Source organism: Imperialibacter sp. (assembly GCF_048007035.1).
GTDB lineage: Bacteria > Bacteroidota > Bacteroidia > Cytophagales > Cyclobacteriaceae > Imperialibacter.
Map to the genome: position 1 here is coordinate 1,819,017 of NZ_CP180355.1, position 18,735 is coordinate 1,837,751.

An 18,735-nucleotide genomic window follows, 5' to 3' on the forward strand; every position below is an offset into this window, starting at 1 on the left:
CGATATTCTAAAGGCAACAATTTTGTGAAATGAGCATACTACATTTAAATCATATCAGAGGTGAGCTGGAGAAAAATGTATTTCAGCACATAGATTCTTCGGACTTGACAAAATTTAAAGAAGACATAAAGGATAATATTCGATTGTCTCGTTCATTGACATTATTCACCCTAAAATCGTTGACGGGCCTTACTTATGAAAAATTAAATGATTCAGTAACCGATGCATTCGGTGACAACGGCATTGATGGTATCTACTCCGATTCCGAAAACAACACCTTCTACATAGTTCAATCAAAATGGATAAAATCTGCGACTGGTGGGCCGGACAAAGGTGATATACTAAAGCTTTTGCAAGGAATAAAGGATATTTTGTCCTTCAACTTTGACGCCTTCAATGGGAAAATAAAGGCAAAAAAAGACACTATTGTGAAAGCCTTTTTGAACAGCTCTGTCAAGATCAAGGTCTTGTTATCCTTCACTGGCACTAAGATATCTGACGAATGTCAAAAAATGATAAACGAGTACTTTGAAGAGCTGAACGACGCAAACGATGTGATATTTTTTGAGCCATTTAATATCAGAGATTGTCACAGAGCTCTGACCCTTGGAATCGAGGGAAGTCCCATAAATCTAGATTTTGACCTCTATCAATGGGGTAAGCAAGATGAGCCGGTCAAATCAATATATGGACAGGTAAATTGTACGTTTTTAGCTGAAGTATTTGATCAAAATAAAACTCGCCTATTTTCTCAAAATATCAGAGGTTTCATGGGAGAAAGTGAAATAAACATCCAAATAGTAAACTCTATCACTAAGGATCCAGAAAACTTCTTTTACCTCAACAATGGAATTACGATCCTGGCAAAAAGAATTGTGAAAACTCCTTTTGGTGGAGCCGATAGGGTGGCCGGGCATTTCTCTTGCGAAGACATAACTATAGTAAACGGTGCTCAAACTGTTGGAAGCATATACGAGGCTTACAGGAGAAATAAAGATCAGGTAGGGAAGGCTAGTGTATTTGTCAGGATAATTTCCCTAGAAAACTGCCCAGAGGATTTTGATAAAAAGGTAACTGTTGCAACCAATACTCAGAATAAAATCGAGAAAAAGGATTTCGTTTCTCTAGATCCAAATCAACAGAGATTGAAAACAGAGTGTCTCCTCGATGGAATCAACTATCATTATAAAAGGGATGACAATACACCAAATCCAAACGATAAAAACTTCTATCTTGAAGAAGCTACAATCTCGCTCGCTTGTTTCTACCATGATATTGACCTTGCAACTTTGGCAAAGAGAGAAATAAGCACTCTGTGGACTGAAACTAAAAATCCTCCATATAAATACCTTTTTTATGATGGGCTAACCGCTCAAAAACTCATTAAGGTTGTCAAACTTTTCAGAATTATAGAGAAGGAACTAAAAGAGGGAATGTGGGGCTTTAGTGAATTTGATACACTAATTCAGATTCATGGAAATTATGTGATCGCCCATTTTATCCTCCAGGAGATCGACAAAAAATTGATTAATAACCCAAACGAAAAAGTTGATGAGTCAGTCGAAGAAATAATAAAAATGCTCACAACCAAGTACAGAGGAAAAGTAATCGAGAAATTTCATCAAATGTTCAAGTTCAAATTTCCACCTACCTTGTTTAAAAACGCTCAGATGGTGAACTCCTTAAGAGACAAGATATTTGAAGAGGAGGGTATATTGCTTCCTGGGAAGACTTTGCCTCTATTCGGCAAAAGTTAGCATTAGGCATAGTGCCTCCTCTGAAGCTGTCAATCTGATCGGCAGCAGCAATTATTGTCCACAAATTGAGAATCCAAAGGAAACATTATTTATCATTCATCCTGCTTTGCATCTCCTCTGTGGTGACTGGGCAAATCCACCTTTTCACTCCCAACAAAGAGTATCCAATTGATTGGAAAGTCATAGAAGTTCCCCAAAACTATTCAGTGATCTCGATTCTCTTAAATAACAATGAAGCATTAAGCCGACACTACGAAAACTTCCCGGAGTATTTCCACTTTGTTAGTCTCAACAACGACTCACTGCCTGATCTGATATTCTACTGGCCTGAAACAAGCAATGAACCCATTTTTGAGGTGTATACCAATCAAGCAAATTCCCTCAATCTAGTTTATAAGCAGAATGGCAGAATTACTTTTATGGAGTACGACTCTCTGACGCAAAACATAAAATTCAAATTAGATGAAGTAGGGTATTCCGAGCCACCATTCCTCAACAGGCAGCATTTTGTAAGCATCGAACCCTCAAAAGGCGATTCCTCCTTCGAGGCTGAGACAGTCCTACATTTTGGAGGCACTACATTTCCTTCCGAATTCACCAAACATCAACTTGTTGAAGTTATCCAGCCTACCTACAAACTAAGAATGCAGCCTGAAATAGCCGACAATGTCATTTGCGACCTTACAACCGGGGACAAAGCAATTACTCTTGCAGAAAAAGCAGACTCGACTGGCAGGGTTTGGTATTTTGTAAAAGCATTGAACAATATTAAAAAGTCAGTGACGGATCACTACTATATCGACTCTGGTAGCCCAGAAGGCTATGAGCAAGCCATTTACGGTTGGTTAAGCAGCCGGTATGTGAAAGAGTTGCAAGAGTGACGTTAGACTCTCCAAAACCTTCCTCCATATCCCTTGTTTTCCCTATATTGAAACACTACTTACTTCAACTACATATGATACGTCGCCCTACCCTCTTTATCTTTCTGCTTCTTGCAGTTTCCAGCATTTGCCCACCGGCTTTTAGCCAAAGCACTCAGAAAACCTTTGTTTATGGTGACGCTCTGCCCGATGCCCCGGAGCTATCGGCGAGAGGCAGTTATGCCATAGGTGTGCAAACCATTGAGGTAGTCAACAAAAACCAGGTGGATGTGCTGAACTATGCCAAAGACAGCCTGGCCCGCTACGACCGAAAGCTCACGCTGGAGGTGTGGTACCCCACCAGTGCTCCGGCTGCCGTGATTAGCTACGATGAAGTGATGGGGCAAAATGGCAATCCTAACCGCCCCATCATCCCTTTTACCTTTTCGGGCAGAGCTACCCGAAAAGCGGCGCCGTTGCTCAAAGATGGCCCCTATCCGCTAATCATTGTGTCGCATGGCTACACGGGTTCCCGCTACCTGATGACCTACCTCACGGAAAACCTGGCATCCAAGGGCTATGTGGTGGTCTCCATCGATCACATGGAGTCTACGTTCAGAGATGCCGCTGGCTTCCCTAGCACCCTGCTCAATCGCTCGCTGGATGATCTTTTTGTGCTGAACGAAATGGCCAGGCTTAGCAAAGACAAAAGCTCCTTTCTGGCAGGCCTGGTGAATACCGATAACACAGCGCTCGTCGGCTACTCCATGGGTGGGTATGGCGCTGTGAATGTGGCCGGGGGTGGCTACAGTCCACAAGCCGTGGGGCTATTTGGCGGCATGACGGGTGGCAGCAAGGCTTTGAGCGTTCGAATGAGAGGCAATGCAGCCTTTGAAGCTTCCATCGATCCGAGGATCAAAGTGATTGTGGCCTTTGCTCCCTGGGGCATGGAAAGAGGGCTCTGGGATGCTGAAGGACTGGCTGGCATCAAGATTCCGTCGCTGTTTGTGGCCGGGAGCATGGATGACGTGTCTGGCTACGAAAAAGGCATCAAAGCTATTTATGAGGGAGCCGTCAATTCAGATCGCTACCTGCTCACCTATATTGATGCACGCCACAATGTGGCACCCAATCCTCCGCCGGTGGAGGCCATGCAGCCCGGGTTGAATATCGACGAGTACCTGCGCTACGCCGACTCCGTTTGGGACATGCGCCGAATCAATAATATTAACCAGCACTTTGTCACAGCCTTTCTTGGCATGCATTTGAAGGGGATGTCCGACTACAAGAAATACCTGGATGTGCCAGTCGAATCCAGCGCAGAGGTGTGGACTGGCTTCAAGCCGAGGACTTCCATTGGTTTGCAGCTGATGCATGATGCCCCGGAGAAGTAAGTGGTGCCCACAGCCTTAGCTGGTGGCAACACATTGCAGGCTTGGAGGAGTGGACTTTCAAGGTGTAGAAGATCCCTGCGGGATGGCTGGCGAGGGGAGGGTGGCTGGTGGTAACACTTTCTAGATAGTCTGACCGATAAGGACGGGGTACCCGTGGTGCCCACAGCCTTAGCTGGTGGCAACACATTGCAGGACTTGAGGCATTGACCTTCTTGACGTAGAAGATCCCTGCAGGATGGCTGGAGTGTAGACGGTGGCTGTGTCGCAACTTTTTTGGAAAAATCAAGGTGCGTCTATTCATGCTCTTTTTTCAAATAGCAACTCCAAATAGTTTTTGTAGTGCTTCAACTGATGGGCCGTAAGTTGAGGCTCGTTCAATGCCTTAGAAACGACGAAAGCTCCCTCAAGTATTACCGTAAACTGATCAGCAAGGGATTCCTTATCTGTCGGAATTTTCATTCGGTGAGTTTTCTGTGTTTCATCCAGCATGACTGCCAGCTCCTTTCGCCACGTGAGTATAGAAGAGGATATTTTCTCCTTTATATCATCGCTAAACTGGCTGGGCTCATAAATATAGGAGGCATACAGACAGCCGGGATAAGGACTTTCCAATGTGGCCATCATGTCAATATAGCGCTGGGTAAACTTTAGAAGCCGCTGCAATGGATCGCCATTCAACGCTTCTGTTTCTTTAAGCGCATTATCCAGGTCGGCCAAGTCCTCACTTGAGAAGTCTTCAATCAGCGTTCTGGCCAGGTCTGCCTTTGACTTAAAATGATAAAAAAACGCTCCCTTTGTGATTTTTGACCGCTCAAGGATTTGATCCACCGATGTGCCTGCAAAACCATTTTCAAGTACGAGCGTTTTAGACTCTGCCAATATTTTATCCCTCGTGGGCTTTCCGTTTCTAGCCATAGATTCAAATATAAAAAAATAAACAGACTAGTTGGTATAAAAATAAGTTTATCTATATTTGCACCAACTAGTCTGTTTAGTTAAGTCTATTTTTTCATTTAAACTATTTTTTTATGCCGACTCCGTTAGAAATTCTCCTTGACCCTGTTTCGCTCGTCGTTATTGCGATGTTTACTTTGCTCCATGTGTGGGAGCAACTTTTTCCCAGGAACAAAAACATGCCTAAAATCAAATATGCAACGCTGAGAGGTTTGCTCGCTTTCGTTGTGTTTTTTTTCCTGGGCTCTTACTTGCCGTATTTTACCGATGAATTTCTGGCAAGCTATCAGTTGCTCAACCTGACCTGGATGCCTACGACTGTTCAGGTAGCCGTCGGTTTGTTATTTTACCAGTTCCTGCTCTACTTCTATCATCAAGCACTGCACAAATCTGATTTTCTATGGCGGGTAGGGCATCAGATGCATCACAGCGCCGAGCGAATTGATATTCCGAGCACCTACTACTTTAGCATCATGGACATGGTTGGCTTTACATTGCTGGGAAGTTTTTGTTTTGCATTTTTTATGGGCTTTTCGGCCCCGGCTATCAGCATTATTATCTTTTCGCTGAATTTTTTAAGCCAATTCCAGCATGCCAATATCAAAACACCCGTGTGGCTGGGTTATTTCATTCAAAGGCCAGAGCAGCATGCAGTACACCATGCACGTGGAGTGCATAAGTACAACTACTCCGATTTCCCCATTTTTGACTACATTTTCGGAACCTTCAAAAATCCGAAAGATTTCCAGGGAGAAAATGGTTTTTACGATGGTGCTTCGGCAAGAATTGGGGACATGCTTCTTTTTAAAGATGTTTCCAGCAATCCGAATGCCTCAAGATAAAGAAATCTGGCACTGATAGCACATGAGATAAGCATTCTGTGCATCTGAAATGTTTGGTCTAATGCCCTTGTATTGCTGCGAGGGCATTATTCCTATTTTTAGCCGTTAGCTCAATTTACTTATAATGAAAAAAGTTTTCTCGTCAACTATATCAATTACCGTTCTTCTGGTTTTTGGCTCGTTCGGGTGCAGCGAGCCACAGCGGTCAATCAAGCTGGCTACATACACTTATGCCACCGACAACCGCCTGGATAAAATTGAACCCCTGGCAGTGAACCTGAGGGCAGCTCTTGGCAGGCCAGTGGAAACAACCAGCTATCCGGACGTAGCTTCCTTTGTGGCAGCTATCAAAGCAGATGAGGTAGATATTGCGCTGATCAACACGCTTGGCTACCTCGTGTTGGCGCTAGACAACAAGCACATGACTCCCGTAGCAACCCTGAAGGTGAAAAAGGGAGCAGAAGACAATTATAAAACGGCTGTACTGACCAACAACGACAAGATCAAAAGCCTTGACCTCCTGCAAGCTAATGCAAAGTCGCTGACTATGATGTTTGTGGCCGAGGGCTCAACTTCTGGGAACCTGGTGCCGAGGCTCATGCTTAGCAGCTTAGGCCTAAAATCTCCGGAGAGTGACTTCGGGCAGGTGACGTTCGGTGGTAACCATACGTCTACTTTTCAAAAACTGGAGGCTGGTGAGGCCGACCTTTGTGCGATTGGCAGCAACGAGTACTTCAAGCAGCTGGAAAAGGATTCAACCACTGCGAACAGATTGTTGTGGATGTCGGAAGAGATTCCTCTTGGGCCAGTATTGATAAACAAGCGGATGACAAAAGCAGAGCGGCAGACAATATCCAATCTGTTGTTCGCACTGCACGAAGAAGATTCGCTGGCGCTGGACGCATTAAAGTCGGGGTGGTCGGAAGCACAGCAGGCAGAGAAATTTTATCCGATTGATGACGCTTACTACAACAGCTTTCGACAGATGAATGGCAACGCCACCGACCTCGCTACCATTCTTCAACAGTTCAACTACTAAGTACCTTCATTTAAATTGCACGTCGGGGGATGCTCCCGGTCAATGGTGACTATCGAGGATCTGTACCTGAAACAGGCACTGATTTTTTTGTCACACTATTGCGCAAGTAGATACTTGCGCATATATTTGCAAGCAAACACTTGCATATTATGGAGGCCAGACGAGACGTATTTCAGGCGATAGCAGACCCCACCCGGCGGGAAATCATTGGCATGGTGGCTCACCAGTCGCTCAATGTGAATGCCCTGGCTGAAAAATTTGATGTGAGTAGGCAGGCGGTGTCGCTGCATGTGAAGATCTTGCAGGAGTGCGGTCTTATTTCCATCCGTCAGCAAGGGCGGGAGCGCTACTGCGAAGCCAGGCTGGAAGGCCTTGCCGAAGCGTCGGCTTGGATAGAGCAATACAAGCAGTTTTGGATGAGCAAGTTCGATTCTTTGGATAAATACCTGACCAAAATTCAATCAGAAAAAAAGACCGACAAATGAATGCACCAACAATTTCAGACAAAGACAAGCTGAGGCTTTCTTACGAGTTCAATGCTCCAAAGGAGCTGGTGTTCAATGCCTTTAGCACAGCCGAAGCACTGAACGAATGGTGGGGGCCTGTGGAAACGAAGAACAGCGCCATTAGTCTCGATTTTAGGCCAGGTGGCGTGTTCCATTTCAGTATGAAGTTTGGCGAACACGTGAACTATGGAAGATTTCTCTTCAAGACGGTTAATGCCCACGACTTGTTAGAGTTTACCAATGCCTTTGCCGATGAAGAGGGCAATCCTATTCCGGCTCCTTTCGATGTAAAGCTGCCAGTAGAAATTTTTTACAGCCTTCGGTTTACCGAAACAGGCGGCAAAACAACTATCGAACTAACAGGAGAACCGTTCGATGCCACACAAGAGGAAATTGACGGTTTTAATTCCATCGCCGAAGATATGCAGCGAGGCTTTGGTGCGACTTTTTCCAAATTGACTGACTTTCTTAAAAAATAACACCATGGCAAAAGATCATTTAGACACTTCGGACAGGGAGCTGCAAATCTCCCGGCTCTTCAACGCCCCTATCGAGCTGGTGTGGGAAGTGTGGACTGACCCCAATCACCTGAAAAACTGGTGGGGGCCCAACGGCTTCACAACCGACATCAGCCAAATGGACGTGCACCCCGGTGGGCAATGGTCGCTGGTGATGCATGGGCCAGACGGCACCGACTACCCCAACGAAAGTGTTTTCAAAGAAGTAGTCAAGCACAAAAAGATCGTGTATCAGCACGTCTCTTCTCCATCTTTTCTAACAACCGTGGAGTTTGAAAGTCAGGGCAAAAAAACGCTGATGCACTGGCACATGCTGTTCGAAAGCAGGGAGCAATTCATTGAAGTAGTGAAAAAGTACGGCGCCGACGAAGGCCTGAAACAGAACATCGAAAAACTTGCCCAATACCTGACAAAGTTTGTCGCCAAAAAATGACAATGATGAAAAATTTATCTCAATCAATAATGCTGACCCTTGGCGTAGCTGTTGCGCTACTCGCCTCCTGCAGCACAAATAATAACGAGTCTATGGAATCAAAAACGGAACTCCCAGAAAAAGTGACCTCCTTCGAGAGCGGCTACTCCGATGTCAACGGCCTGAAAATGTACTACGAGATTCACGGTGAAGGAGACCCACTTGTACTCATTCATGGAGGCGGTTCAACTATACAAACCACGTTTGGCAATATTATCCCCGACCTGGCGAAAAACCAAAAGCTCATTGCCGTTGAGCTACAGGCTCATGGCCACACCAGCGACAGGGATTCACCAGAAACATTTGAGCAGGACGCAGACGACGTGGTTACACTTCTGCAAAACCTGGGCATTGCCAAAGCCTCTTTTTTCGGCTTCAGCAATGGAGGAAATACCACAATGCAAATAGGTATTCGGCACCCGGAGAGGGTCAACAAGCTGATCATCGCTTCGGCTTTTTTCAAAAGAGAAGGCATGTTTCCAGGGTTTTTTGATGGCATGGAGCATGCCAGCCTCGATAATATGCCGGCCGACCTGAAAGAAGCGTTTTGGGCAATCAATCCTGACTCTACTAAGCTCCTTGCCATGTTCAATCATGACAAAAATCGGATGCTCGGCTTTCAGGATTGGGATGAGGCTTTGCTGCAGTCTATTCAGGCGCCATCGCTCATTATCAATGGCGACCAGGATGTGGTGCAGAACACACATGCCGCACTGATGGCTGCCACCATACCCAATGCCAGGCTAATGATACTACCCGGCAACCACGGCTCGTACATGGGGCAGGTGGAAGGGCCTTATCAGGGAAGCAACACGACCGAGTTGACGTTGTCAGTGATAGATGAATTTTTGAAGAGTGAGTAGCCCGGATCGGTGGTTTCCTCAGCCCCAGCACGTGGGACCACACCAGAAGAAAGGCTTTTCATGGTGTAGAAGATCCCTGCGGGATAGCTGTGAGAGAGGCCGCAGTTGTTATTGATGCTCCCGACGAACAGAAGCCACACGGCAAAAGATCTCCTCCAGCTTCTCCCTTACTCGTATCTTTGAAAAATACCCCTCTGGTCTTATCATAGACCAAAGGGGTTTCTTGCATTCCTCCTGGGAAGACTTCTACTAAAATCTATAGCCGGCTGAAAGGCCAAAGCCAGTATTTTTCACATTGGTTTTGTCGTTGGCGGTTCTATTGTCGTCGGGGTTGATTTTCACCATACCAAGTTGCGAGTTGAGCTGAAAAAACAAACCACCAGCCATCTCATACCCAAACAGAATATTTCCCCCAAAATCGAGTGGCTTAAAATAGGGTGTTAGCAATGCATCGCCGTCATTCACTTCATTGGTGAACTCAATGTCATTGTTGACTTCTACAGAACCAGACACATAGGTAGCCTTGCCACTAACAGCATACCCCACGTAAGGCCCAAAGCCTAACATAATATAGCCATTGCCCACCTGGCTCTTGTACACCAGATTCAAAGGCAGTTCCAAATACGAGAGCCTATAAGTACTCGTCACTTGTCCTGTTGTATTTTTGGCTCCCTTGGTGCTGAACATCAGCCCGGGTTGAAAATAAAACTCCGGAGCAATGGGTATTTGAGCGTTGAGTCCGGCATGAAAGCCTGCTATCAGGTCATTCTCAAGTTTGTCTCCGTTGAAATCTTTCCCATTGAAGTTCTGTAAATTAACCCCACCAAGAATGGCCAAGCCGACTTTTTTTGATGCAGTGCTTTGAGCCATGGTCGCTGACGTGGCGAAGACCAGGGCAAGGAAGATATATAATTGTCTTGCTTTCATTTTAGTTTTCTTTGATTGTGTGAATTAATTAGAGGCTTCTTTGGCAGCTTCCGTCTTCATTTTTTCGTTTGCAGTGATCAGGAATTCAACCCTGCGATTTTGAGCTTGTCCGCTAGACGTACCATTGTTGTATTTCGGTACCGATTCGCCAAACCCTTTGATTCGTACCCGGTTGTAGCTGATTCCCTGGCTCCTTATATAATTTGAAGACGTGCTTGCCCTTCTTTCCGACAAGCCCTGATTATAAGACTCAGACCCTTTACTGTCAGTATGCCCCTGCACTTCAATGTCAGTGTCGGGATAGGCGTTGAGCACTTTAACCAGCTTATCCAGCGAAGTCTTTGATTCTGACGAAAGATCAGATTTATCAAACCCGAAGAGCACGTCGCTGCTAAATTCAACCACGATGCCCTCTCCTACTCTTTCCACCTTAGCATCGGGCACAGTTTTTTCCAGTTCAGCCGCTTGTTTGTCCATTTTGTTGCCAATCAAAGCGCCTGCAGTACCCCCGACTGCTGCCCCGATAATGGCACCCAACGCAGTGTTTCCTGATGCCCTGCCAATAACGGCACCCATGGCACCTCCACCAACTACGCCAACAGCTGCCCCTTTTTTGGTTTTACTCGCAGAACAACCCGAGAACAGAAAAGCCACACACAAAAAGAAGATTACACTCTTACTTAAATTTTTCATACTTAGATACTTAATGATTGATGCGGTAGGGGATCACCTCGAAGTCTTCAGATTGGGTGAGGCCCCACCTTTGGAGAGAAGGAATTTTTTATCAAAGGTAGGGTCCATGAAGCCGCTGCGAGTTACACATATGTCTATATGAGTTGCATAAATCACGCATTGAGTGACCAAGGGGGAGTCAAACAGCAAGCTATGATGTCGGGCTCATAGCTTGCCTTGGCTCATTACTTTCAGTGAAGGAAAAAGTTCGTAATTTATTCGCCCAAACCAACCTAAAATCTGATGCCAGGCGCCAGGCAATTCTTTCACTATGTAAGCTACTTTCAGTATCCGCTAATGCTGCTTGCCCTATTCTTTTCGTTTAAGCCCATCATTTTTGGCTTTGACACCATCTGGGCCGACTACAACAAGCTTTTGGTTTTTATGGGCCTGGGCATCAGCTTTTCCACCTTGCAGGACACCCAAAAAACCCAGAACAAACTTTCGAAGAGGGTTTGGGAGAACCCCAGGTGGGGCAAAATTGCGTTGTTGGTCATGTCGTTGACCACGTTTTGGGTACTTGCCTTTGGAATGTTTGGCTACTTCGCTTCTGAGAACGATATTATAAGAGAGCTCGCTTTTGGAGTCATTGTGTTGGGCATCGGCTTAATTGGCATGCTGAAGGCCGCTATTGAAATGTTTGAAAACCATAGAAAGGACAAACAACAAAGCCCAATGAATGAGTAGCCCCTTTGGAAACTTACTTTGAAAAGCTTGGCCTAAAACCTATAGCCTACAGAAAAACCAGTTCCGGTATTTTTTATGCTGGATCTGTCACCGGGATACTGATTGTGTGTTGGGTTAATTTTGGTAATCCCCTGATGTGTGCTCACTTGAAAGAATAATCCGCTGGGCATCATATATCCGACGAAAATATTGCCCCCAACATCCATCCGTTCAAAGTATGGAGTCCAGGACAGGCCATCGTCTTTCGCCGGATCTGTAAACTTAACATCACGTGAGAATTCGACTGCACCACTGCCAGTGGTAACATGGCCTCCGAAACCACGAGAAACATATGGACCAAAGCCAAGCATTAAGTATCCGCTGCCCCACGGTTTTTTGTACACCAGATTCAAGGGCATTTCGAGATACGACAGCCGGGTAGTGGTTTTTGTTTCTCCAACACCTTTGGATCCCTTGTTGATAACGAGAAACCCCGTTTGAAAATGGAAGTCGGAGCTCACAGGTATGTTGATATCTATACCAAAATGAGCACCTGGGAGTAAGTGATTTTTTTGAATGCGCCCATCGAAATCTCTCTCATCAAATTTCTGAAGATTGGCTCCGCTTCTTACAGCAATTGATACCCTTTCTGAGTCAACACGTTGAGACCTAGCAAGTGAGGCTGTGAATACCAGAGCAAGTGTAAGAGTGAATATTCTTTCTCTCATCTTCGTGTTTTTGGAACTATCGACTTCGTCAGGCAGCAACTATATGAACATCAACTCAACGACGCTATTTCTACCAATGTAACTAGTATTTATAATTATGAGAAATAATGAAGATAACTTATTTGAAAAGAGATTACCAATGTGCAAAAAATACTCCCTCTGACCACTTGACTACGTTCGTGCAATGGTCAATTCCAAATGCTATCTGTTTTGGAGACCAACTGGCTTATCGGGCACAATAGCAGCGTCATACTTTTCCCCTGCAGCCACCTGCACCATGGTGATCCGCACTTTGGTTGGGAAAAAGTGCTCAGGATCGGCTCGCCTGTGGGCGTGGCCTTGCCCCCCACTATCGTCTTTGATCACCAAATCCATTTGTTTGATGCCTTCACTCCAGATAATGGATTCATTTTCCCAAAAGGAAGTCATAGGAACGTCGACTTCATATAGCCCCTCCTTTGTGTAAAGGCCGGTATTGGTGCAGCCATAGCCGTTTCCCTGGCCTTTGTTGGGGATGTAACACAACGTCCACTGTGTAGGATATCCTCCGGCGGGCTTTTCCATCACCTCCAGGCGTATGTGAACCGATCCATTGCGGTAGTCAACAGGCGAAGTCCAATCGGTAGGCCGCTGGGTATTCAGCATATCGCCTTTTACGTAGTAGTGTGATTTGCTGGGGGTGGAATTGTCGGCGTTCTCTTTGGTGTAAGTGAATTGGGTATCGAAGAGAAGAAACTGCTTGGGCTGCTGTGCCAGGAGCAACGTGGGGAGGAGCAGAATGACTAGAAGTGAAAGTTTTTTCATAGGACGCTTGAAGAGATAATGGGCAAGAAAGATACTCAACAGAATTGATATAAGGGTTAAAAGTGCATTGATGAATGATGTCTTCTAACCTTTCGTTTGCAGATAGGCCAATCCAAAGCGGAGCAAGCATCTTGCAGGAATCGCAGCTCTTTTATACCCGCACAGGTACAATTTAAGATCTACAACTTGCTATTATACCCGATTGGGTATAATTTGATTCAATACAGTATATTTTATACCCTTTAAGGTATAATCAATAAATTATTGCTTTCTTTTATACCCGAAAAGGTATGTTTTTAAGGTATGGACTTAAGCCAATTCGTTAAAGAGAAAAGAAAATCATTGGGACTGACTCAAGAGGAGCTATCACTAAAGGCTGGCGTGGGGCTGAGGTTTGTGCGTGAAATGGAACAAGGGAAGCAATCTTTACAAATGGACAAAGTCAACCAGGTGTTGAAACTCTTCGGGTATGAACTTGGCCCAAAAGCTATCAACAGAAGCAAGCTGTTCGATGAAAAAAGCTAAAATATATATGCATGACGAGTGGGCTGGGGTGCTTACTGAGGACAGTGAAGGTTACCATTTTGCCTACCAAAAGGAGTATGTGAGCGAAGGAGGAGAGCCAATTAGCCTGACCATGCCACTTACAGACAAGGTTTATCACAGTGCCATGCTGTTCCCCTTTTTTGATGGCTTGATCCCTGAAGGGTGGCTACTGGAAATAGCTGAGAAGAGCTGGAAGATCAATGTCCGAGACAGAATGAGCTTGCTATTGGCCACCTGCAGAGACTGTATCGGGGCTGTTTCTGTTGAACCAGTAGACGCTGAAGAGAATGAATAGAAAATCATGCCTCTATTGCTATCAGCCTCTCAATGGAGAAGACCTGGCGTCTCAAGCAGGGGATGCTGGTTTCCATCCATCGTGTAGTAAGAAGTTTTTTGGGACGGCTGCCCCTCCTGAACTACCCTTCACAGAGAACGATATGTTACAACTTGCTGAGCAGGTTATCAAAAGCCACAAAACAGTGACCGGCGTTCAGCCGAAGCTATCTCTGAGCATTGAAAAAATAAAAAATAGTCAGGTTCCAGAAAGGTTTACCATAGTCGGTTTATGGGGAGAGTATATTTTGAAACCACAGACAGAAGCGTTTAAACACCTGCCGGAGAACGAAGACCTAACGATGCATTTGGCAACCCTATGTGGAATAAACACCGTGGAGCACTCGCTAATAAGTCTCAAATCAGGGCAGTTAGCCTACATCACCAAACGCATAGATAGAAAAACCGTATCAAGAAAAGCCAGTGCAGCCAGGAAACTGCATATGGAGGATATGTGCCAACTGACTGAAAGGCTGACCGAGCACAAATACAAGGGCTCTTACGAACAGATTGCAAAAACTATTATCCGGTACTCGGAGAATCCCGGCCTTGATGCGATCAATTTTTATGAGCAGGTCATCTTCTGCTTTCTAACAGGCAACAATGATATGCATCTCAAGAATTTTTCATTGTTGAAAAACGACGGACTCAATTATACTCTTTGCCCCGCCTATGATCTTGTGGCGTCGGCTCTGGTATTGCCCGAGGATGATGAAGAGCTTGCGTTGACTTTAAACGGCAAAAAGAAAAAACTGAAAAAAGCTGATTTCGACACTGCCATGTTATCTGTCGGAATCGAACAAAAAGCCATAGACAATATTTACAGGAGATTTTCCAACTCCCAGGCCAGGTGGAAGGATTTCATTGACATCAGTTTTTTGCCCGAAGACATGAAGGTGAATTTTCAAGAGTTGATCAACTCGAGATTTGATACGCTCGGACTGTGATCCGGAAAGCTGCTATGCTACCACCCCATCCTCTTCTTCAACTCCGTGATATGTGCCAGGTGGTGCCTGCCATGCCACGAGTACATAGCCAACACGGTAGCCAGTTTGGAGGTTTTTCCGGACGCAGGGTGCACAAAAGTTCTTTTGTAGTCTTCTTCAGACATCGCTTTTAATAGCACCACCCATCGCTTGTGGAGCATTTCCAATAAATCGAGAGAAAGATCAATTTCTCCATGGGCTGCATCGGGTAGCTCTGCCCATAGCTGCTCTTCGTAGGGCCTGATGGTCGGGTTGTCCTCTGTGAGTGCCAACCTGAAACGCATATATGAGTTCATGTGGCTATCAGGGATGTGGTGCACCACCTGCCGCACTGTCCAACCGCCGGGGCGGTAGGGGGTTTCCAACTGTTCCTCAGAAAGGCCCACGACTGCCGTCCTCAATTGCGATGGCAAATGAGCAATGTCTTCTATCCAATGGCTACGCATCGCCAGAGACGTATCTTTTGGTGGAATAAAATCACCTATAGGGTATTTGAGCGCTTCGAGGTTTTCCATGGATTTGTGTTGAAAAAATTGAAAGATGAATTTAAAAAGAAAGCAACAAGCTTAGCAAAATATTTTATTAACCCTCCAAGGATTCAAACCCATTGGAGACCTCAAAATTCAAACCACCTGCTTCTTCGCAATCCCCTCCATAATCACCTCAGCATGCACCCTTGAGTTTTCGATAAACCATTTGTTGGTTTTCAGGCCTCCACAGATGACCCCTGCCAGGTAAATGCCCGGCACGTTGGTTTCCATGGTCTCGGGATTGTGAACAGGTGTTAGAAAATCATCGGTGCCAACTTCGATGTTCATGCTCTTGAGGAAGGTAAAGCTGGGCTGGTAGCCCGTCATGGCCAGCACAAAGTCATTTTCGAGGGTCTTCATGCCCTCCGGCGTAATGATGTCAACTTCCTTTTCTCTGATGGCCACTACCTGCGACTTGAAATAGGCCTTGATGGAGCCTTCCTTGATCCGGTTTTCAATGTCCGGCTTCACCCAGTATTTTACACGGTCACCAATTACTTCATCCCGGATCACCATTGTTACTTCTTTCGCTCCTTTTCGGTAGGTTTCCAGAGCCACATCAACCCCCGAATTGGCCGCCCCAATCACCAACACTTTCATGCCAAAATAGGGATGCGCTTCTTTGTAATAATGACGCACTTTGGGTAGCTCTTCACCAGGCACGTTCAACAGGTAGGGCAAGTCGTAAAACCCCGTGGCCAGGATCACATTGCGGGCTTCAAAAGTGGCTTTGGAGGTGGAAATGACAAAAAAATCACCCTTCTTCTCCACACTATTGACAGGCTCGTACAGTCGCACATTCAATTTCCAGGAGCTTGTCACCCGACGGTAATACTCCAGCGCCTCCGGTCGGGTAGGTTTGGGATTGTGAGAAATAAAAGGCACCTCACCTATTTCCAATTTATCAGAAGTGGAAAAAAAAGTCATATTGGCCGGATAGTTATAAATAGAATTGACCAGGCAACCCTTGTCCACGATCACGTAACTCAAGTCTCTCTTCTGAGCCTCTATTCCACAAGCCAGACCAATGGGGCCGGCACCTATCACAAATACGTCTAACATCGGTAAAATTTAAAGCTTAACCTTATGCCAACCCCAAAATCCGCCGACTGGTTTCATCTACAGCATTCAAATTAGCTATCACCGTAAATCTTATAAACTCCCTGCCTCAAAGCATTTCCTTCCTCCGAACAAATGAAGCCAATGGTTTTGGCAATTTTTTCTGTTTTCACCCACTTGTTGAAGTCGGCATCGGGCATGTTCTTCCTGTTGGGAGGCGTATCGATAATACTGGGCACCACAATGCTTGAAGTAATGTGCTTCCCTTTGCCCGATTCGTTCAATATGTCGGACAGGTTAAACAGTAATGACTTTGAAAGCGCATAAGGCAGGGTGTCCTTTCCAGCAGAAGCCTGAAGGGCTGGCCTGGCACCGACAAACACCAACCTGCCTCCGCCTGCTTTTGCCATTGCCTGAAACGCTGGTCTGGCAGTGAAATAGGCCGTGTAAAAATTTAAATGGAGCATTTTGTCGAGTTCGGCACCACCCGTATCCTCAATATTTCCCATGGCAAAGCCACCAACCAACATAATCACTGCATCAAGGCGACCATGTTTGGCAACCATCTTGTCAATGGCATCTGAGGCGGCTTTCTCATTGGTCAAATCAGCCTCTATAAATTCAGCCCTGGTCGCTCCCTTTGGCAAGTGACCCGGCACCGCCGTACCTACAACCTTATAGCCTAAGCTTGAAAACTCGTCTACAACAGCTTCGCCAAGATTTCCTCCGGCTCCTGTAATCAGCACAACTTTCTGCATAACATTTTCTGTTTTGCCTGGTCAAAATAAGATATTGCAAGATGTAATATTTGAGCCTCCTATGCCAGCAGACAAGACGTCGTTTTTCCAGGATGTGTACGAAGTGGCACGGCTGATCCCCAAAGGCCGTGTGACAAGCTACGGTGCTATTGCTAACTATCTTGGCACCAAGGGCAGTTCCCGCATGGTTGGCTGGGCGGTGAACAGCGCTGGCATGCCCGACGACGTGCCGGCGCACCGGGTGGTGAACCGGGTGGGAGTGCTTTCTGGCAAACAGCACTTTGGCGGCTCGAGAATGGAGGAGTTACTGAAAGCAGAAGGCGTTGAGGTGAAAAATGACAAGATCGTGGGGTTTGACAGGCTATTCTGGGATCCAATGAAAGAACTAGAGTGAAGGGGGAAGCTCCAAATGGCAAAAGACAAATAGCAAGTAAGCTCCAACTACTAATTGCTGAATTTCAAAACACCAACGCCTCCCTTCGTATCTATGCGTCCACTTTTTCTAAGCACAAGTTGGCAAAAGATAAATAACAAATAAGCTCCAGGTACCAACCCCTGAAATTCAAAACCATCACTCCTTCCTTTCTTGCCACCTGATGCGGCTTTGAGCAGCCTTAGCCGAATACTAATTTTTGTAGTAATTTATTCCAACATTTTTTGCATAGTGTTTTAGTATTGCTAAATTTGATAGTAAATACTACCGCTATGAAAATGTTCTATAAAGTCCAGCTTCCTGCATCACAGCCAGTGGCTTCCTATGTGCACCAGTGCAAACTGTATATACAGCAGAGAGCCGGGAAGTTCAAGTTCATGACCTCAGAGGCGTTCATTTCACTTTTTTCCTTTGAGGCTGAAGTGGCCGACGAGCAGCAATTGATCAAGGCACTGAGAAAGGCGGCCGCTTATCTGGATACTTTCGATGTGTCGCTTAATGGCTTTTCGCACTTTCCACAAAGCCGCACCCTCTTCATAAAAGTGGAGAATGCAAGGACGCTGAAGGAGCGAAATAGACTTTTTCATGATGCCTTTCTTTCTATCACAAAAGACATGGGCATCGACATCAGCAATATGACGTTTACCGATCATCCTCATATGACAATCGGCGCCGATTTTGAAAGCAAAATCTACGGCTCTTTATACAATGCGTTTGTTCAGCATCGTTATCACCAGGACTTCAGAGCCGAAAGCGCATTACTTGTAAAGTATGTCGGTAGAGGAAAAAATAAAGTGCTTTCTAAAGCGCCCTTTCAAAAAGTTTCCAGGCATCGGCCTCCTTTTATTGAGGCACCAACCGCCTCAAATGAAAAAGGTCAAATGACATTGGAATTCAATTAGCTGTGTTAGTACCAGTGTGGGGAAACTCACACTGGAACGTCTATTTTTTCAACATTCATTGCGGGTATGAAGACACACCCCCCAACGAATTAAACTACAGGCACTGTCCTCCCGGCTACATTCGCC

At 45.6% G+C, this 18,735-nt stretch carries 23 protein-coding genes; 15 read left to right on the plus strand and 8 right to left on the minus strand.

The genetic code is table 11. The annotated features are described in order from the left end of the window. Window positions 1-29 precede the first annotated feature (29 nt). The 3 genes from ACMVP2_RS08055 to ACMVP2_RS08065 all read left to right on the plus strand — a co-directional run bounded on the left by ACMVP2_RS08055 (window position 30) and on the right by ACMVP2_RS08065 (window position 4,011). The gene (locus ACMVP2_RS08055) at window positions 30-1,757 is read left to right on the plus strand and encodes an AIPR family protein (RefSeq protein WP_416867334.1); all 1,728 of its coding nucleotides are present in this window, start codon (window positions 30-32) and stop codon (window positions 1,755-1,757) included. Between the two features lie 206 nt (window positions 1,758-1,963). Then, window positions 1,964-2,638 carry a hypothetical protein gene (locus ACMVP2_RS08060; protein ID WP_416867335.1) on the plus strand — a complete coding sequence of 225 codons (675 nt, stop codon included), beginning with the start codon at window positions 1,964-1,966 and terminating at the stop codon, window positions 2,636-2,638. 74 nt (window positions 2,639-2,712) lie between these two features. Further along, window positions 2,713-4,011, plus strand: coding sequence for an alpha/beta hydrolase family protein (locus tag ACMVP2_RS08065; protein WP_416867336.1), 1,299 nt, complete (start codon window positions 2,713-2,715; stop codon window positions 4,009-4,011). Window positions 4,012-4,308: 297 nt separating this feature from the next. Here the strand turns inward: ACMVP2_RS08065 and ACMVP2_RS08070 are convergent, their stop codons facing one another. Then, window positions 4,309-4,926: a TetR/AcrR family transcriptional regulator gene (locus ACMVP2_RS08070; protein WP_416867337.1), complete on the minus strand. Its 618-nt coding sequence runs from the start codon at window positions 4,924-4,926 to the stop codon at window positions 4,309-4,311. A gap of 113 nt (window positions 4,927-5,039) precedes the next feature. Here ACMVP2_RS08070 and ACMVP2_RS08075 point away from each other — a divergent pair, with 113 nt between their 5' ends. The 6 genes from ACMVP2_RS08075 to ACMVP2_RS08100 all read left to right on the plus strand — a co-directional run bounded on the left by ACMVP2_RS08075 (window position 5,040) and on the right by ACMVP2_RS08100 (window position 9,205). After that, on the plus strand, window positions 5,040-5,807 hold the full coding sequence (locus ACMVP2_RS08075) for a sterol desaturase family protein (protein WP_416867338.1): 768 nt from the start codon (window positions 5,040-5,042) through the stop codon (window positions 5,805-5,807). Between the two features lie 124 nt (window positions 5,808-5,931). Further along, on the plus strand, window positions 5,932-6,846 hold the full coding sequence (locus ACMVP2_RS08080) for a phosphate/phosphite/phosphonate ABC transporter substrate-binding protein (RefSeq protein ID WP_416867339.1): 915 nt from the start codon (window positions 5,932-5,934) through the stop codon (window positions 6,844-6,846). Window positions 6,847-6,995: 149 nt separating this feature from the next. Then, on the plus strand, window positions 6,996-7,331 hold the full coding sequence (locus ACMVP2_RS08085; protein ID WP_339787812.1) for a metalloregulator ArsR/SmtB family transcription factor: 336 nt from the start codon (window positions 6,996-6,998) through the stop codon (window positions 7,329-7,331). After that, on the plus strand, window positions 7,328-7,831 hold the full coding sequence (locus ACMVP2_RS08090) for an SRPBCC family protein (protein ID WP_416867340.1): 504 nt from the start codon (window positions 7,328-7,330) through the stop codon (window positions 7,829-7,831). The genes ACMVP2_RS08085 and ACMVP2_RS08090 overlap by 4 nt, the downstream gene beginning before the upstream one ends. 4 nt (window positions 7,832-7,835) lie before the next feature. Next, window positions 7,836-8,303, plus strand: a complete 468-nt coding sequence (locus ACMVP2_RS08095) for an SRPBCC family protein (RefSeq protein ID WP_339787817.1) — start codon at window positions 7,836-7,838, stop codon at window positions 8,301-8,303. 2 nt (window positions 8,304-8,305) lie between these two features. Continuing rightward, window positions 8,306-9,205: an alpha/beta fold hydrolase gene (locus ACMVP2_RS08100; RefSeq protein WP_416867341.1), complete on the plus strand. Its 900-nt coding sequence runs from the start codon at window positions 8,306-8,308 to the stop codon at window positions 9,203-9,205. A gap of 249 nt (window positions 9,206-9,454) precedes the next feature. On the opposite strand, the gene ACMVP2_RS08105 is transcribed toward ACMVP2_RS08100, so the two are convergent. Together ACMVP2_RS08105 and ACMVP2_RS08110 are read right to left on the minus strand one after the other, a co-directional pair. Beyond that, a complete protein-coding gene (locus ACMVP2_RS08105; RefSeq protein ID WP_416867342.1) occupies window positions 9,455-10,132 on the minus strand; it encodes a porin family protein in 678 nt (225 codons plus the stop codon). 24 nt (window positions 10,133-10,156) lie between these two features. Beyond that, window positions 10,157-10,825 (minus strand): OmpA family protein, encoded by a 669-nt coding sequence (locus ACMVP2_RS08110; RefSeq protein ID WP_416867343.1) that lies wholly within the window; start codon window positions 10,823-10,825, stop codon window positions 10,157-10,159. A gap of 282 nt (window positions 10,826-11,107) precedes the next feature. Here ACMVP2_RS08110 and ACMVP2_RS08115 point away from each other — a divergent pair, with 282 nt between their 5' ends. Next, a complete protein-coding gene (locus ACMVP2_RS08115; protein WP_416867344.1) occupies window positions 11,108-11,551 on the plus strand; it encodes a hypothetical protein in 444 nt (147 codons plus the stop codon). A 32-nt stretch (window positions 11,552-11,583) separates the two neighbouring features. Here the strand turns inward: ACMVP2_RS08115 and ACMVP2_RS08120 are convergent, their stop codons facing one another. Next, the gene (locus ACMVP2_RS08120; protein ID WP_416867345.1) at window positions 11,584-12,258 is read right to left on the minus strand and encodes an outer membrane beta-barrel protein; all 675 of its coding nucleotides are present in this window, start codon (window positions 12,256-12,258) and stop codon (window positions 11,584-11,586) included. Between the two features lie 201 nt (window positions 12,259-12,459). Further along, entirely contained in the window at window positions 12,460-13,062 is a 603-nt protein-coding gene (locus tag ACMVP2_RS08125; RefSeq protein WP_416867346.1) for a hypothetical protein, read from the minus strand. Window positions 13,063-13,365: 303 nt separating this feature from the next. Between ACMVP2_RS08125 and ACMVP2_RS08130 the strand changes: the two genes are divergently transcribed. Genes ACMVP2_RS08130 through ACMVP2_RS08140 form a run of 3 tightly spaced genes read left to right on the plus strand, consistent with a single transcriptional unit; the run spans window position 13,366 to window position 14,888 of the window. Next, window positions 13,366-13,587: a helix-turn-helix transcriptional regulator gene (locus tag ACMVP2_RS08130; protein WP_416867347.1), complete on the plus strand. Its 222-nt coding sequence runs from the start codon at window positions 13,366-13,368 to the stop codon at window positions 13,585-13,587. Further along, complete coding sequence (locus tag ACMVP2_RS08135; RefSeq protein WP_416867348.1) at window positions 13,574-13,903, plus strand: HipA N-terminal domain-containing protein; 330 nt, start codon at window positions 13,574-13,576, stop codon at window positions 13,901-13,903. The genes ACMVP2_RS08130 and ACMVP2_RS08135 overlap by 14 nt, the downstream gene beginning before the upstream one ends. Further along, window positions 13,896-14,888 carry a HipA domain-containing protein gene (locus tag ACMVP2_RS08140; protein WP_416867349.1) on the plus strand — a complete coding sequence of 331 codons (993 nt, stop codon included), beginning with the start codon at window positions 13,896-13,898 and terminating at the stop codon, window positions 14,886-14,888. The genes ACMVP2_RS08135 and ACMVP2_RS08140 overlap by 8 nt, the downstream gene beginning before the upstream one ends. Before the next feature lie 17 nt (window positions 14,889-14,905). On the opposite strand, the gene ACMVP2_RS08145 is transcribed toward ACMVP2_RS08140, so the two are convergent. From ACMVP2_RS08145 to ACMVP2_RS08155, 3 genes are all read right to left on the minus strand, one after another. Beyond that, window positions 14,906-15,442, minus strand: coding sequence for a YfiT family bacillithiol transferase (locus ACMVP2_RS08145; protein WP_416867350.1), 537 nt, complete (start codon window positions 15,440-15,442; stop codon window positions 14,906-14,908). Between the two features lie 108 nt (window positions 15,443-15,550). After that, a complete protein-coding gene (locus tag ACMVP2_RS08150; RefSeq protein ID WP_416867351.1) occupies window positions 15,551-16,519 on the minus strand; it encodes a YpdA family putative bacillithiol disulfide reductase in 969 nt (322 codons plus the stop codon). Between the two features lie 71 nt (window positions 16,520-16,590). After that, entirely contained in the window at window positions 16,591-17,274 is a 684-nt protein-coding gene (locus tag ACMVP2_RS08155; protein ID WP_416867352.1) for an SDR family NAD(P)-dependent oxidoreductase, read from the minus strand. Between the two features lie 61 nt (window positions 17,275-17,335). Here ACMVP2_RS08155 and ACMVP2_RS08160 point away from each other — a divergent pair, with 61 nt between their 5' ends. After that, the gene (locus tag ACMVP2_RS08160; RefSeq protein ID WP_416868196.1) at window positions 17,336-17,668 is read left to right on the plus strand and encodes an MGMT family protein; all 333 of its coding nucleotides are present in this window, start codon (window positions 17,336-17,338) and stop codon (window positions 17,666-17,668) included. Window positions 17,669-17,985: 317 nt separating this feature from the next. Beyond that, complete coding sequence (locus ACMVP2_RS08165; RefSeq protein WP_416867353.1) at window positions 17,986-18,609, plus strand: 2'-5' RNA ligase family protein; 624 nt, start codon at window positions 17,986-17,988, stop codon at window positions 18,607-18,609. Window positions 18,610-18,735: the final 126 nt, after the last annotated feature.

Coding starts and splice junctions, on each gene's coding strand:
- ACMVP2_RS08055 (WP_416867334.1), top strand. CDS start 30: ATGAGCATACTACATTTAAATCATATCAGAGGTGAGCTGGAGAAAAAT.
- ACMVP2_RS08065 (WP_416867336.1), top strand. CDS start 2,713: ATGATACGTCGCCCTACCCTCTTTATCTTTCTGCTTCTTGCAGTTTCC.
- ACMVP2_RS08070 (WP_416867337.1), bottom strand. CDS start 4,926: ATGGCTAGAAACGGAAAGCCCACGAGGGATAAAATATTGGCAGAGTCT.
- ACMVP2_RS08075 (WP_416867338.1), top strand. CDS start 5,040: ATGCCGACTCCGTTAGAAATTCTCCTTGACCCTGTTTCGCTCGTCGTT.
- ACMVP2_RS08080 (WP_416867339.1), top strand. CDS start 5,932: ATGAAAAAAGTTTTCTCGTCAACTATATCAATTACCGTTCTTCTGGTT.
- ACMVP2_RS08085 (WP_339787812.1), top strand. CDS start 6,996: ATGGAGGCCAGACGAGACGTATTTCAGGCGATAGCAGACCCCACCCGG.
- ACMVP2_RS08090 (WP_416867340.1), top strand. CDS start 7,328: ATGAATGCACCAACAATTTCAGACAAAGACAAGCTGAGGCTTTCTTAC.
- ACMVP2_RS08095 (WP_339787817.1), top strand. CDS start 7,836: ATGGCAAAAGATCATTTAGACACTTCGGACAGGGAGCTGCAAATCTCC.
- ACMVP2_RS08100 (WP_416867341.1), top strand. CDS start 8,306: ATGATGAAAAATTTATCTCAATCAATAATGCTGACCCTTGGCGTAGCT.
- ACMVP2_RS08105 (WP_416867342.1), bottom strand. CDS start 10,132: ATGAAAGCAAGACAATTATATATCTTCCTTGCCCTGGTCTTCGCCACG.
- ACMVP2_RS08110 (WP_416867343.1), bottom strand. CDS start 10,825: ATGAAAAATTTAAGTAAGAGTGTAATCTTCTTTTTGTGTGTGGCTTTT.
- ACMVP2_RS08115 (WP_416867344.1), top strand. CDS start 11,108: ATGCCAGGCGCCAGGCAATTCTTTCACTATGTAAGCTACTTTCAGTAT.
- ACMVP2_RS08120 (WP_416867345.1), bottom strand. CDS start 12,258: ATGAGAGAAAGAATATTCACTCTTACACTTGCTCTGGTATTCACAGCC.
- ACMVP2_RS08125 (WP_416867346.1), bottom strand. CDS start 13,062: ATGAAAAAACTTTCACTTCTAGTCATTCTGCTCCTCCCCACGTTGCTC.
- ACMVP2_RS08130 (WP_416867347.1), top strand. CDS start 13,366: ATGGACTTAAGCCAATTCGTTAAAGAGAAAAGAAAATCATTGGGACTG.
- ACMVP2_RS08135 (WP_416867348.1), top strand. CDS start 13,574: ATGAAAAAAGCTAAAATATATATGCATGACGAGTGGGCTGGGGTGCTT.
- ACMVP2_RS08140 (WP_416867349.1), top strand. CDS start 13,896: ATGAATAGAAAATCATGCCTCTATTGCTATCAGCCTCTCAATGGAGAA.
- ACMVP2_RS08145 (WP_416867350.1), bottom strand. CDS start 15,442: ATGGAAAACCTCGAAGCGCTCAAATACCCTATAGGTGATTTTATTCCA.
- ACMVP2_RS08150 (WP_416867351.1), bottom strand. CDS start 16,519: ATGTTAGACGTATTTGTGATAGGTGCCGGCCCCATTGGTCTGGCTTGT.
- ACMVP2_RS08155 (WP_416867352.1), bottom strand. CDS start 17,274: ATGCAGAAAGTTGTGCTGATTACAGGAGCCGGAGGAAATCTTGGCGAA.
- ACMVP2_RS08160 (WP_416868196.1), top strand. CDS start 17,336: ATGCCAGCAGACAAGACGTCGTTTTTCCAGGATGTGTACGAAGTGGCA.
- ACMVP2_RS08165 (WP_416867353.1), top strand. CDS start 17,986: ATGTTCTATAAAGTCCAGCTTCCTGCATCACAGCCAGTGGCTTCCTAT.